This window comes from Spirillospora sp. NPDC048911, assembly GCF_043198015.1.
In the GTDB taxonomy this organism is placed as follows: Bacteria; Actinomycetota; Actinomycetes; order Streptosporangiales; family Streptosporangiaceae; genus Spirillospora.
Genome location: NZ_JBICUD010000002.1, coordinates 1,422,482 through 1,435,906, shown reverse-complemented (window position 1 = coordinate 1,435,906; position 13,425 = coordinate 1,422,482). Strand labels below are relative to the sequence as shown.

Here is a 13,425-nt window from a genome sequence, read left to right as displayed (position 1 = left end):
GCTTACATCCGGGAGCGGCGCGGCGGGAAGGTCACTTCTTCTTGCCGCGCTTCTCCCGGATCTTCATGGTGATGTCGAGCGGTGTGCCCTCGAACCCGAACTCCTCGCGCAGCCGCCGCTCGATGTAGCGGCGGTAGCCCTCCTCCAGGAAGCCGGAGGTGAAGAGCACGAAGCGGGGCGGCCGCACCCCCGCCTGGGTCGCGAACAGGATCTTGGGCTGCTTGCCGCCGCGGATCGGGTGCGGGTGCGAGTTGACCAGGTCGGCGAAGAACTGGTTGAGCTTGGACGTCGGCACGCGGGTGCCCCAGCCGTCCAGCGCCGTCTCGATCGCGGGGACGAACTTCTCCATGTGCCGCCCGGTCTTGGCCGAGACGTTGACCCGGGGGGCCCAGCGCGCGTTGTGGAGCTGCCGGTCGATCTCGCGCTCCAGGTAGTGGCGGCGCTCCTCGTCCAGCAGGTCCCACTTGTTGTAGGCGACGACCAGGGCGCGGCCCGACTCGACCACCATGGAGATGATCCGCAGGTCCTGCTCGGTCAGGGTCTCGCTCGCGTCGACCAGCACGACCGCGACCTCGGCCCGCTCCAGCGCGGACTGGGTGCGCAGCGTGGCGTAGAAGTCGGCGCCCTGGTTCTCGCGGTGGCGGCGGCGGATGCCGGCGGTGTCGATGAACCGCCAGGTCTTGCCGCCCAGGTCGATCAGCTCGTCGACCGGGTCGCGGGTGGTGCCGGCGACCGAGTCGACGACCGCCCGCTTCTCCCCCGCCACCTTGTTGAGGAGGCTGGACTTGCCGACGTTGGGCCGGCCGAGCAGGGCGATCCGGCGCGGCCCGCCGACCTCGCCGAACGTCTCGGCGGGGGCCTCCTCGGGCAGCGCCTCCAGCACCGCGTCGAGCAGGTCGCCGCTGCCGCGCCCGTGCAGGGCGCTGACCGGGTGCGGCTCGCCGATGCCGAGCGACCACAGGCCCGCCGCGTCGGCCTCGGCGGCCACGTCGTCGACCTTGTTGGCCACCAGCACGACCGGCTTGCCGGACCGGCGCAGGATCTCGACCACGGCCTCGTCGACGTCGGTGGCGCCCACGGTCGCGTCGACCACGAACATCACCACGTCGGCCAGGTCGACCGCGAGCCGGGCCTGCTCGGCGATCGCGGCGGCCAGGCCCTGGGCGTCCGGCAGCCAGCCGCCGGTGTCGACCACGGTGAACCTGCGGCCGCTCCAGGTCGCGTCGTAGGCGACCCGGTCGCGGGTCACGCCGGGCACGTCCTCGACGACCGCCTCGCGGCGGCCGAGGATCCGGTTGACCAGGGTCGACTTGCCGACGTTGGGCCGGCCGACCACCGCCACCACCGGGGCGGGCGGCGCGTCCGGCGCCAGGCCGTCCTCGTCGACGGTCACTGTCTCAAGTTCGTATTCGCTCACTGTGTTCTCCGCATACCGGCGGAGGCGCCTTCCGGCGCCGCCTTCCCTCGTCGCTCTGGTCGCAAGCTCCCGCCGCTCCTCAGTCCAGGCGACACCGCGCCTCCTCCAGCATGCTCACTGTGTTCTCCGCATACCGGCGGAGGCGCCTTCCGGCGCCGCCTCCGGCATGCTCAGTTGTGGTCTTTCGCGAGGCGGAGGACCGCCTCGATGACCTCGCCGAGGCTCAGCTCGGTCGAGTCGATCTCGTGTGCGCCCGTCGCCTTGGCCAGCGGGGACGCCTTGCGGGTGGAGTCGAGCCGGTCGCGGCGGGCCTGCTCGGCCTGCGTCACCGTCACGGTGGCGCCGGGGTCGGCGGTCAGGTCCTTGGCCCGCCGTGCCGCCCGTGCCTCCTCGCTGGCGGTGAGGTAGACCTTGACCTGAGCGTCCGGCATGACGACCGTGCCGATGTCGCGGCCCTCCACCACGATGTCCCCGGTTCCGATGATCTCACGCTGGAGGGCCACCAGGCGCGTCCGGACCTCCGGAACGGCGCTCACGGCGCTGACGGCGTTGGTCACCTCGCGGGTGCGGATCGGGCCGGACACGTCGGCGCCGTCCACGCTGATCGTCGGGGCGTCCGGGTCGGTGCCGCTCTCCAGCACGGGCTCGCCGGCCCTGGCGGCCACCGCGGCTGCGTCCTGCACCGGGACGCCCTGCTCCAGCATCCACCACGTCATGGCGCGGTACATGGCGCCGGTGTCGAGGTAGCGGAGCCCGAGGGCGCGCGCCACGCCCTTGGAGGCGCTGGACTTGCCGGACCCGGAGGGGCCGTCCATGGCGATGACGAGCGACACGATCGCTGCCTTTCGGTCAAAATTCGGAACGGGTTCAAGATCGGAACATGTGTTCAGGATCGGAACACGAACTCGGAACACGAAAATGGGCAGCGAGCACGCGTCGCGCCGCCCGCTGCTCCCCGCGGAGGCCCCGGCCCCTCAGGCTACCGGGCTCAGGGCTCAGCCCGGGACGGACCAGCCGCGCGCCCGCAGCTCCTCGGCGAGCTTGTCGGCGGCCTCGGGCTTGACCGAGATCTCCAGGACGCCCAGCGGGCGGCCCGGCGAGTGCTCGATCGTCACGTCCTCGATGTTGACCCCGGCGATCCCGGCCGCCTGGAAGATCATCGCGAGCTCGCCCGGCCGGTCGGGGATCACCACCGGCACCACGGCGTAGGTCTTCTGGTCGCCGCCGTGCTTGCCGGGGATGCGGGCCCGGCCCGCGTTGCCGCGCAGAAGCAGGTCGGCGACGTGCGCGGCGGCGCCCTCGCTGCCGTCGCGCAGCAGCGAGGCCGCGACGGCCAGGTCGGTGGCGACGGCCTCCAGTACCTCGGCGACCGGCTCGGAGTTGGCGGACAGGATGCCGATCCACAGCCGGGGGTCGCTGGCGGCGATGCGGGTGACGTCGCGGACGCCCTGCCCGGACAGGCCGAGGGCGACGTCGTCGGCGCCGGTAAGGCGGGCGGCGACGGCCGCCGACACCACGTGCGGGCCGTGCGAGACCAGCGCGACGGCGCGGTCGTGCTCCTCGGCCTCCACGGCCACCGGCTGGGCGCCGCAGGCCTCGGCGAGCGCGGTGACGGCCGCGACCGCCGCCGGCGTGGCCTCGGGGGGCGCGCACAGCGCCCACGGCCGGCCGAGGAAGAGATCGTCCTGCGCGGCGGCGGGCCCGGACCGTTCGCGCCCGGCCAGCGGGTGCCCGGCCACGAACACGCTCAGATCGCAGCCCAGCTGGGCGGCCTGGGCCAGCGGCAGGGCCTTCACGCTGGCGACATCGGTGTAGACCTTGGCCAGCCCGCGCTTCTGCGCGTCCAGCAGGGTGACCGCCACGGCGGCGGGCGGCACCGCGAGCACCGCGAGGTCGGCGGGCTCCTCGGCGGCCCCGTCCGGAAGCGCCTGGCCCGCGCCCAGCTCCACCGCCAGCAGAAGCGAGCTCTCGTCCCGGTCGGTCAGCAGCACCTCGGCGCCGCGCTTGCGCATGGCCAGCGCGATCGAGGTACCGATCAGCCCGGTACCGACGACGACGATGCGCCCTGGAATGCCCTCTTCAGCCACCGGAACAGCCTAGCGGCCCCACCGCGCCCGGCTGACGTACGCGCACCGTCTGCCAGGGCTCCGGCTACTGGGCGATGTCCAGGCGGAGCGCGGTGGCGCCGCGCAGGTAGACGTGCTGGATCTCCGACCGGGGACGGTCGACGTCGACATGCGCCATCAGCCGGATGACGCGGGGCAGCGCGTGCGGCACCGCGAGCTCGCTCGCGCACAGCAGCGGCACCTCGTGGAAGCCGAGCTTGCGGGCCGCGAGCGCCGGGAACTCCGCGGTCAGGTCGGGGGTCGCGGTGAAGATCACGCTGATGACGTCGTCGGTGGTCAGCTCGTTGCGGGTCATGACCTCGGTGACGAGCTCGGTGGTCGCCTCCAGGATCTGGTCCCGGTCGTCGGCGTCGACCTGCGTCGCCCCCCGGATCGCGCGTACCGCCACTTGCGTCCCCCTCCTGCCGATCCACGGCCCTGCAGATTCACACCGGCAGATCCACGCCTACAGATCCACGGCCTTGTAGAGCTCGCCGACCTCTTTGACGTTCAGCGCCCGCATGTTGCCCGGCTTGAGCAGGCCGAGCTTGATCGGTCCGAACTCTATGCGCGCCAGCTGCTGGACGGGGAACCCGACCTCCTTGAGCAGCCGCCGCACGATGTGCTTGCGGCCCTCGTGCAGCGTGATCTCCACCAGCACCCGGCGGCCGACCTGGTCGAAGATCCGGAACTTGTCGGCCTTGGCCGGGCCGTCCTCCAGCTTCACGCCCGCCTTGAGCCGGCGGCCGAGGTCGCGCGGGATCGGGCCGTGGATCTCGGCCAGATAGGTCTTCTCCACGCCGTAGCTGGGGTGGGTCAGCCGGTGCGCCAGCTCGCCGTCGTTGGTGAGCAGGATGAGGCCCTCGGTGTCGGTGTCGAGGCGGCCGACGTGGAACAGGCGCTCGGGCACCTCCACGTAGTCGGCCAGCGACTTGCGGCCGCGCTCGTCGCTCATCGTGCTGACCACGCCGCGCGGCTTGTTGATCATGTAGTAGCGCATCTCGGCGCGGGTCTCCACCCGGCGCCCGTCGACGTGGATGACGGCCCGCTGGGGGTCGACCCGCTCGCCGAACCGGAACACCACCTTGCCGTCGACGGTGACCCGGCCCTCGCCGATCAGTTCCTCGCAGTGGCGGCGGCTGCCGATCCCGGCCTCGGCCAGGACCTTCTGCAGGCGTACCTCGTTGGCGCGCCCCTCGTTCTCTTTCAATGTCCCTCGATGATCTCGTCAGGTAGGTCGTCGGGCAGGTAGGGGGCCAGGTCGGGGAGGTCCTCGACGCTGCGCAACCCCAGCCTCTCCAGGAAGTACCCCGTCGTGCGGTAGAGGTGCGCCTGGGTCTCGGGATCCTGTCCCGCGTCCTCGATCAGCCCGCGCAGCGTCAGGGTCCGGATGACCCCGTCGCTGTTGACGCCGCGGATCGCCGACACCCGGGCCCGGCTCACCGGCTGGCGGTAGGCCACCACGGCGAGCGTCTCCAGGGCGGCCTGCGTCAGCCGGGCCTGCTGGCCGTCGGTGACGAAGCGCTCGACCACCGGGGCGCACACGTCCCGGGTGTAGAAGCGCCAGCCGCCGGCGATCTCCCTCAGATCGAACCCCCGGCCCTGCTCGGTATATTCCGCGGCCAGCTCCCGCAGGGTGGCCACCACCTCGCCGCGCGGCCGCTCCAGGATCTGCGCCAGCGTGATCTCGGTGACCGGCTCGTCCACCACCAGCAGGATCGCCTCGACCGAGGCGCGCAGCCCCGGCAGGCCGGCCGCGGCCGCCTCCCCGGCGGAGTCCTCGGCGGAGGCCCCGGTGAGGTCCTCGTGGGCCTGCTCAGTCATCGTCGTCGTCTTTCCCGTCCTTGGCGGGCTCGGGCGAGCCCTCGTACTCGTCGACCTCGACATCGCCGTCGTCGGTGCCGGTCCAGGTGATGTGCAGCTCGCCCAGCGGCTCGGCCTGCTCGAACGAGACGGACAGCTCACGATAGAGCTCCAGCAGCGCCAGGAAGCGGGCCACGACCTGGTAGGTGCCGTCCACGTCCTCGGTGAGCTCGCGGAAGGTCGTCGTCCGCAGCCGCCGCAGGCGTTCGACCACGATCGCGGCCTGCTCCCTGATGCTGGCCTTGGGCTGGTACATGTGCTGGACGGAGACCGACGGCGGCTCCTTGGGCGCGAAGACCTTGCCCGCCAGCCGGGCGAACTCGGCCGGGCCGAGCCCGAGCAGCACCTCCGGGAGGAGGTTGGCGAACCGGGGCTCCATCGGGACGATGCGCGGGAACCGCTTGGCCTCCTCGGCCATCCGCCCGGTGAAGACCTTGGCGACCTCCTTGTACGCGCGGTACTGCAGCAGCCGCGCGAACAGCAGGTCGCGGGCCTCCAGCAGCGCGAGGTCCTCCTCGTCGTCCACCTCGCCCGAGGGCAGCAGGCGGGCGGCCTTCAGGTCGAGCAGGGTCGCCGCGACCAGCAGGAAGTGGCTGGCCTGGTCGAGGTCCCAGTCCTTGCCGTGCGACCGGATGAACGCGATGAAGTCGTCGGTGACCTTGTGCAGCGACACCTCGGTGATGTCGAGCTTGTGCTTGGAGATGAGCCCCAGCAGCAGGTCGAACGGGCCCTCGAAGTTGTCGAGGTGGACCTGGAAGCCGCGGGCCTGCTCGGAACCGGGCTCGGTATCCGGCTCCGCACCCGGTTCGACCGGAGTCTCGTCCACGTCGTTCATGCTCGCGGAGGCCAATCAGCCCTCGCCGTCGCGCAGGCGGCGGACCAGGGTGCTGCCCTCGCCCCGCGCCTCGAAGTCGGCGAGGATCGCGGCGACCGCCTCGCGGACGATCCGGCCGCGGTCGACGCTCAGCGCGTGCTCGGCGCGCAGCGTGAGGCGCAGGCGTTCGAGGTCGAGCAGCTCGGCCGCGGAGACATAGACCGTGATCTTGGAGTCATGGCGCTGGCGGCCGGTGGAGCGGCGCCGGGCGGCCGCGCGGGCGGGCGGCGGCACGGCGGCAGGGACGGCGGGTGGCGGGCCGCCTGCCGCGGCGAGCGGCACGGTGGCCTTGCCGGGAGGTTTCGGGGCGGTGGGACGGAAGATCTCATCCGCTCCGGGCAGCCTTACCCGACGTGACGCCACCTTTCGAGCACCTCCCGCGCGAGACCACGATATGCGTTCGCCCCCATCGAGTTGGGGTCGAAGTACGTGATCGGCTCCCCGGCGACGGTCGCGTCAGGAAACCGTACCGTGCGATTGATGACAGTGTGGAAGACCTGGTCACCAAACGCCTCGACGATTCTGCCGAGGACCTCGCGGGTGTGCAGCGTGCGGGAGTCGTACATGGTGCCGAGAACGCCGTCGATCTCCAGGCCCGGGTTGATCCGGCCCTGCACCTTCTCGATGGTCTCCATCAGCAGCGCGACCCCCCGCATGGCGAAGTACTCGCACTCCAGCGGGATGAGCACGCCCTCGCTGGCGGCCAGCGCGTTGACCGTGAGCAGGCCGAGCGACGGCTGGCAGTCGATGAGGATGTAGTCGTAGTGCGGCACGGCCGGCTTGAGCACGCCGGCGAGGATGTACTCACGGCCGACCTCGTGCACGAGCTGGACCTCGGCGCCCGACAGGTCGATGTTGCTCGGCAGCAGGTCGAGCCCGTCGACGCCGGTGTCGATGACGACGTCCTCCCACTCGGTGTCGCGTTCGAGCAGCAGGTTGTGGACCGTGACGTCGAGCTGGCGCGGGTCGCCCTTGCCCAGGCCGACCGAGAGCGCGCCCTGCGGGTCGAAGTCCACCAGCAGCACACGGCGGCCGTACTCGGCGAGCGCCGCGCCCAGGTTGATGGTGGTGGTGGTCTTGCCGACCCCGCCCTTCTGGTTGCAGATCGCCACGATCCGCGCCGGGCCGTGCTCGGCCAGGGGCTCCGGATCCGGGAACGTCGGCACGGGGCGTTGAGTCGGCCCGAGGGCACGACTCGGATCGGTCTCTATGGTGGCGGAGGACAGTACGCCCTCCGCAGCGTGTGTGCTGGTCACCAGATCCCTCCCGGGCGGCCCGAAAATGCCATCCAGAACGGGGACTCTAGGGCTTGACACCGTGCGTCTCAAGCCGACGCGCGCCGATAGTCGGGATTCGTCGCCCGCCGGCACGCGGGCGAACCGCCGTGTGCGCGGGGCTGTCAGGCGCCCGATCGGCCGCATACGCGGGGCTGGCGGGCGCCCAATCGGCTGCGTGCGCGGGGGCGGCGGAGGCCTGCCCGGCCGTGCGCGCGGGTGTCAGGCGCCCGATCGGCCGCGTGCGCGGGCTGTTCAGCCTCTCGCGCGGGGGTGGGAGGTCGCGTAGACCTCGCGCAGCAGCTGGACCGTCACCAGCGTGTAGACCTGGGTCGTGGTCACGGAGGCGTGGCCGAGCAACTCCTGGACGACGCGTACGTCCGCTCCCCCGTCGAGCAGGTGCGTGGCGAACGAATGGCGCAGGGTGTGCGGCGAGACGTCCGACAGCCCGGCCCGTTCGGCGGCGGCGCGCAGGACCATCCAGGCGCCCTGCCGCGACAGCCGGCCGCCCCGGGCGTTGAGGAAGAGCGCGGGGCCGCCGCGGCCGGCCCTGGCGAGCTCGGGCCTGGCCCGGACGAGGTAGGCCTCGACGGCCCGCCGGGCGTAGTCGCCGATCGGCACCACGCGCGTCTTGCCGCCCTTGCCGGACACGCGGGCGAACCCCTCGTCCAGGTCGAGGTCGTCGACGTCCAGGCCGACCGCCTCGGAGATCCGGGCGCCCGACCCGTACAGCAGCTCCAGCAGGGCACGGTCACGGAGCCCGCGCGCGGCCTCGGCGGACCCGCCGGGCTCGCCCGCGGCCGCGCCCGCGCCCGCCGCCGCCAGTAGCCGCTCGACGGCGTCGAGCGAGATGGCCTTGGGCAGCCTGCGGGGCGGTGTCGGCGGCTTGACGTCCCGGGCAGGGTCGCCGGGCGCGAGGCCCTCGCGGAGCGCGAACCGGTGCAGGCCGCGGACGGCGACGACCGCTCGTGCCGCCGAACCCGCCGACAGGGGCGGGTGCTCCTCGTCGCCCTCGCGCAGGCCCACCAGGAACGCGCGCACGTCGTCCTCGGTGATCTGGTCGATGCCGTCGCGCCCCCTGCCGGACACCACGGTGACGTACCGGCGCAGGTCGCGCCGGTAGGAGCTGAGCGTGTTGGCGGCCAGACCCCGTTCCACCGCCAGGTGGCCGAGGTAGGTGCGCACGGCGGAGGCCAGCCCGGTCTCCGGACCGGCGGGGGTTCGCTCGGCGTACCGGCCGGTCGTGCTCGGTGACAGTTGCGGCACCTCTTCCGGGCGGGGCGGCGGACGGCGGCGGACAGCGGACGTGCCCATCATGCCCGCCCATCATGCCGTCTCCCGCCGCCGGGAGGGACGCTGACGCCCCGGCGGCCGATCGGGCCGCCGGGGCGCCCGGCGTCGTGGGCGGTCCCGGTCACCCCTCCGGGGCGTCGGCCGGGCGCAGGTCGCGGAAGCCGCGCGCGTGCGCGGCCCGCACCGCGAGGATGCCGGTCGCGGCGATCATGTTGTGGATCTCGCCGGCGAGCACCTTGCCGACCGCCTCGTCCAGCGGGACCCAGACGACCGGCATGTCGGCCTCCTCGTGCACCCGCTCGAAGTCGATCTCGTCGGCGGGGACCTCGGTCAGGTCGCGCGCCAGGAAGATCCGGGTGCGCTCGTCCGACATGCCCGAGGACGGGAAGACGTCGACGAGCGTGTGCCACCGCTCGGCGCGGTAGCCCGCCTCCTCCAGCAGCTCGCGCTCGGCGAGCCCCCGGAGGGGCTCACCGTCCTTGTCGCGCAGCCCCGCGGGCGCCTCCCACAGCAGGTAGCCGACGGGATGCCGGTACTGCCGGACGAGGAGCACCCGGTCGTGCGCGTCGAGCGCGAGGATGCCGACCGAGCCGAGGTGCTCGATGACGTCCCGCTTGACGATCTCGCTGCCGTCGCCCTTGGGCATCCGCACCGAGTCGCGGCGGACCTTGAAGACGGGCCCGTCGAACTCCTCGCCGCTGCCGGTGACCTCCCAGCGCTCGGGCCGGTCGCGGACGTCGCCCGGCCCGAGGCCGTGCCCGGTCGCCGGCCCGTCCGCGGACCCGTCCGCCGGGCCGGTCGCCGGGCCGGTCGCCGGGCCGGTCGCCGGGCCGCTCACTGGGCCGCGCCGGTGCGGCTGTCGGCGTAGTCGAGCGCGGCCGAGATCAGGCCGGTGAACAGCGGGTGCGGGCGGGTCGGCCGGGACCGGAACTCCGGGTGGGCCTGGGTGCCGACGAAGAACGGGTGCGCCTCGCGCGGCAGCTCCACGTACTCCACCAGCCGGCCGTCGGGCGACAGGCCGCTGAAGCGCAGGCCCGCCTTCTCGATCTCGTCGCGGTAGGCGTTGTTGACCTCGTAGCGGTGCCGGTGCCGCTCGGACGCCTTGGCCTCCCCGTACAGCTCCCGGACGATCGAGCCCTCGGCCAGGTCGGCCGGGTAGAGGCCGAGCCGCATGGTGCCGCCCATGTCGCGTTCGCCGGCCACCACGTCGATCTGGTCGGCCATCGTGGCCACCACCGGGTGGGTGGTGGCGGGGTCGAACTCGGTGCTGCCCGCGTCGGCGAGCCCGGCCAGCGTGCGGGCCGACTCGATCACCATGCACTGCAGGCCGAGGCAGATGCCCAGCAGCGGAATGCGGTTCTCGCGGGCGTGCCGGATCGCGCCGAGCTTGCCCTCGATGCCGCGCACCCCGAAGCCGCCCGGGATGAGCAGGCCGTCGACGCCGTCGAGCTCGCGCTTGGCGCCCTCGGGCGTCTGGCAGTCATCGCTCTTGACCCAGCGGATGTGGACCTTGGAGTCGTTGCCGAACCCGCCGTGGCGCAGCGCCTCGGTGACCGACAGGTAGGCGTCGGGCAGGTCGATGTACTTGCCGACCAGCGCGATCGTGACCTCGCGGGCGGGCCGGTGGACGCGGCGCAGCAGCTCGTCCCAGGCGCCCCAGTCGACGTCGCGGAACGGCAGGCCGAGGCGCCGCACCACGTAGGCGTCCAGGCCCTCGGAGTGCAGCACCTTGGGGATGTCGTAGATGCTGGCGGCGTCGACGGCCGAGACGACGGCCTCGCGGTCGACGTCGCACATCAGGCTGATCTTGTGCTTGAGCCCGTCGGTGATCGGCCGGTCCGAGCGGCACACGATCGCGTCGGGCTGGATGCCGATGGAGCGCAGCGCGGCCACCGAGTGCTGCGTGGGCTTGGTCTTGAGCTCGCCGGACGGCCCGATGTAGGGCAGCAGCGAGACGTGCAGGAAGAAGCAGTTGTCGCGGCCGATCTCGTGCCGGATCTGCCGGACCGACTCGAGGAAGGGCAGGGACTCGATGTCGCCGACCGTGCCGCCCACCTCGGTGATCACCAGATCGACGTCACCCTCGGCCATGCCGCTGATGCGGTCCTTGATCTCGTTGGTGATGTGCGGGATGACCTGGACGGTGTCGCCGAGGTACTCGCCGCGGCGCTCCTTGGCGATCACGTTGGAGTAGACCTGGCCGGTGGTGACGTTGGCCGAGCCGTGCAGCTCGGTGTCGAGGAACCGCTCGTAGTGGCCGATGTCGAGGTCGGTCTCGGCCCCGTCGTCGGTGACGAAGACCTCACCGTGCTGGAACGGGTTCATGGTGCCGGGGTCGACGTTGAGGTAGGGGTCCAGCTTCTGCATGGTGACGCGGAGGCCGCGGAGGGCGAGAAGCCGCCCCAGGCTGGACGCCGTCAGTCCCTTGCCGAGGCTGGAGGCGACGCCGCCGGTGACGAAGAGGTGCTTGGTAGGACGTGACCTACCAGTGGCTGCCGAAGGCAAGAAGACGCTCCCGTGGTCGTTGCGAGGCGGACGTTAACCGCACTGTCCACGGGCCACCAGAATAACAGCCGCCTGGACCTGCGGCGTCCGGGAGGTGTCCTCCCGGGTGTGTCGCGCCCCTGGTCAGGGGCCGCGACGCCGCGCCCGCGACCGGATTCGCCGCGGGCGGAGGGCCGTCGCGCCGCCTTCACCGGGCGGCGCGACGGGGCTCGAAGGTGCCGGGCTCCGGGGTCTCGGAGCTCGGAAGCGTCGGATTGCGAGCGTTCGGAGTCGGGAGCGTCGAGGTCGGGACTGCGCGGTCGCGAACGTCGGTGTCGCGAACGTCGGGATCGAGAGCGGCGGGGCTTCGGGTGCCCCGCGCTCTGGGGGCGCGGGGTCTCGAGGGGACTTGCCTAGAGGCGGGGGGCCGCCGTCGGCATGATCGTGCGCAGCTGGCGGGTGAGCTCGTCGATCAGTGAGCGGGCCTGGTCGGCGGAGGTGCGGGCCTGGTCGCGTTCCTGGGAGAGCTCGGCGATGGCGGCGCGCTGCTCGGTGACGGCCTGGGCGAGCTGGTCGACCCACTGGTCGCGCTCGGCGAGCTTCTCGGCGATCGCGTCGCGTTCGGCGAGCAGCTCGCGCAGACCGGCGGTGGCCTTGTCGAGCTCGCGGGTCGCCTTGTCCGCACGGCCGCGGTCGAGCGTGCGCTCGGACTCGACACGCGCCTGGGCCTGGACGGCGGCCTCGCGGGCGCGCTCGGCGACGTCCCTGGCCAGCTCGGCCTTCTTGGCGGCCTCCAGCGACTGCGCGGCGGTGTCGAGGGCCTGCTGCCGCTCGGCCTCGGCCTCGGCGGCGCGGCGCCGGGCGTCCTCGGCGTCCTTGGCGGCGGCCGCCGCCGTGTGCTGGAAGTTCTGGGCGGTCATCTCGGCGTCGGTGGCCTTGGCGCGCAGCGCCGACAGCTCACTGTGCGCCTTCTCCAGCGCCCGGGACAGCTCGCCGCCCTGCTCGGCGACCCGGTCGCGCTCGGCCTCGGCCGAGCGGCGGGCGCTGACGGCGTCCTCGAGCGCGCGGTTGGCGTCGTCGCGGGCCTCGCTCATCGCGTCGCGCTGCGTGACGGCCTGGCGGACGGTGGCCTCGGCCTCGGCGATCCTGCGTTCGGCCTGCTCGACCTGCGCCTGGGCCTGCTCCAGCTGGGCGCGCGCGTGATCGGCCTGGGCCCGCGCCTGCTCTGCCTGGGCCCTGGCCTGCTCTGCCTGGCCGCGGGCCTGGTCGGCCTGGACACGGCCCTGCTGGGCCTGGTTCCACGCGGCGGCGGCGTCGCGCTGGGCCGACTCCTTCTCCGCCTGGAGCGCGGCGACCTGCGCGGCGGCCTCGTTCTGCACCTCGGCGGCATGGTGCTCGATCTCGGCCACCCGCTGCTCGGCCTCGGCGAGACGGCGCTCGGCGTCGATGGCGCGGCGCTCGGCCTGCTCGGCCTGACCGCGGGCGCGCTGGACCTCGCCCCAGGCGGCGGCCGCGTCACGCTGCGCGGAGTCTTTCTCGGCCTGGACGGCGGCGAGCGCCGCGGTGGACTCCTGCTGGGCTTCGGCGAGGCGGCGCTCGGCCTCCATCGCCCGGCGGTCGGCCTGCTCGGCCTGACCGCGGGCGCGCTGGACCTCGCCCCAGGCGGCGGCCGCGTCACGCTGGGCCGCCTCCTTCTCCGTCTGCACCGTGGCCACCTGGGAGGCGGCGTCGGTCTGCGCCTCGGAGACCTTGCGCTCGCCCGCGGCCAGCGCGTCGCCGATGAGATCGGCCATCTGGCGCAGGCGCTCGACGATGTCCCAGGGCTGCGCCTCGGGAGGCTGGGACTCGGCGACCTGCCGGACGTCGCCGCCGGATCGCTCCGCCTTGTGGGTGGCTTTGATGGGCACGTCGGGCTGCGGCCCCGGATCACGTCCCGGGATCGGCCAGGGCGAGCCGGCGTCCGGGACGGGACGCGAACCACCCGATCCGTTGAGATCGCTCACGGAAAGCACTCTAGTGGGGACCCGGACGACGTTTGCCCAGTTTGGGGTTTAGTTTCTTGATCCTCGGGCTCTCTTCGGCCAGGTCCGGCCGCGAGTGGACGGGCGGGCGGGC

Annotated in this window: 13 protein-coding genes; all 13 read right to left on the bottom strand. The window is 73.0% G+C overall.

From position 1 onward, the window contains the following. Nucleotides 1-31 precede the first annotated feature (31 nt). The gene (gene der, locus ACGFNU_RS13975; RefSeq protein ID WP_392593354.1) at nucleotides 32-1,417 is read right to left on the bottom strand and encodes a ribosome biogenesis GTPase Der; all 1,386 of its coding nucleotides are present in this window, start codon (nucleotides 1,415-1,417) and stop codon (nucleotides 32-34) included. A 170-nt stretch (nucleotides 1,418-1,587) separates the two neighbouring features. Beyond that, nucleotides 1,588-2,250: a (d)CMP kinase gene (cmk, locus tag ACGFNU_RS13970; RefSeq protein WP_392593352.1), complete on the bottom strand. Its 663-nt coding sequence runs from the start codon at nucleotides 2,248-2,250 to the stop codon at nucleotides 1,588-1,590. A 162-nt stretch (nucleotides 2,251-2,412) separates the two neighbouring features. Next, on the bottom strand, nucleotides 2,413-3,504 hold the full coding sequence (locus tag ACGFNU_RS13965; RefSeq protein WP_392593351.1) for a prephenate dehydrogenase: 1,092 nt from the start codon (nucleotides 3,502-3,504) through the stop codon (nucleotides 2,413-2,415). 64 nt (nucleotides 3,505-3,568) lie between these two features. Further along, nucleotides 3,569-3,931: a chorismate mutase gene (gene aroH, locus ACGFNU_RS13960; protein WP_392593349.1), complete on the bottom strand. Its 363-nt coding sequence runs from the start codon at nucleotides 3,929-3,931 to the stop codon at nucleotides 3,569-3,571. A 57-nt stretch (nucleotides 3,932-3,988) separates the two neighbouring features. Further along, nucleotides 3,989-4,732, bottom strand: a complete 744-nt coding sequence (locus ACGFNU_RS13955) for a pseudouridine synthase (protein ID WP_392593347.1) — start codon at nucleotides 4,730-4,732, stop codon at nucleotides 3,989-3,991. After that, nucleotides 4,729-5,346 (bottom strand): SMC-Scp complex subunit ScpB, encoded by a 618-nt coding sequence (gene scpB / locus ACGFNU_RS13950; RefSeq protein ID WP_392593345.1) that lies wholly within the window; start codon nucleotides 5,344-5,346, stop codon nucleotides 4,729-4,731. Before scpB ends, ACGFNU_RS13955 begins: the two co-directional genes overlap by 4 nt. Then, nucleotides 5,339-6,220, bottom strand: coding sequence for a segregation and condensation protein A (locus ACGFNU_RS13945; RefSeq protein ID WP_392593343.1), 882 nt, complete (start codon nucleotides 6,218-6,220; stop codon nucleotides 5,339-5,341). Before ACGFNU_RS13945 ends, scpB begins: the two co-directional genes overlap by 8 nt. 15 nt (nucleotides 6,221-6,235) lie before the next feature. Continuing rightward, a complete protein-coding gene (locus ACGFNU_RS13940) occupies nucleotides 6,236-6,622 on the bottom strand; it encodes a hypothetical protein (RefSeq protein WP_392593341.1) in 387 nt (128 codons plus the stop codon). Then, a complete protein-coding gene (locus ACGFNU_RS13935) occupies nucleotides 6,604-7,485 on the bottom strand; it encodes a ParA family protein (RefSeq protein ID WP_392593531.1) in 882 nt (293 codons plus the stop codon). The genes ACGFNU_RS13940 and ACGFNU_RS13935 overlap by 19 nt, the downstream gene beginning before the upstream one ends. 303 nt (nucleotides 7,486-7,788) lie before the next feature. Beyond that, nucleotides 7,789-8,850, bottom strand: a complete 1,062-nt coding sequence (locus tag ACGFNU_RS13930; RefSeq protein WP_392593339.1) for a site-specific tyrosine recombinase XerD — start codon at nucleotides 8,848-8,850, stop codon at nucleotides 7,789-7,791. A 97-nt stretch (nucleotides 8,851-8,947) separates the two neighbouring features. Then, nucleotides 8,948-9,664: an NUDIX domain-containing protein gene (locus ACGFNU_RS13925; protein WP_392593337.1), complete on the bottom strand. Its 717-nt coding sequence runs from the start codon at nucleotides 9,662-9,664 to the stop codon at nucleotides 8,948-8,950. Further along, complete coding sequence (locus ACGFNU_RS13920; RefSeq protein WP_392593335.1) at nucleotides 9,661-11,331, bottom strand: CTP synthase; 1,671 nt, start codon at nucleotides 11,329-11,331, stop codon at nucleotides 9,661-9,663. The genes ACGFNU_RS13925 and ACGFNU_RS13920 overlap by 4 nt, the downstream gene beginning before the upstream one ends. A 392-nt stretch (nucleotides 11,332-11,723) precedes the next feature. Continuing rightward, complete coding sequence (locus ACGFNU_RS13915) at nucleotides 11,724-13,313, bottom strand: hypothetical protein (protein WP_392593334.1); 1,590 nt, start codon at nucleotides 13,311-13,313, stop codon at nucleotides 11,724-11,726. Between the last annotated feature and the right edge of the window lie 112 nt (nucleotides 13,314-13,425).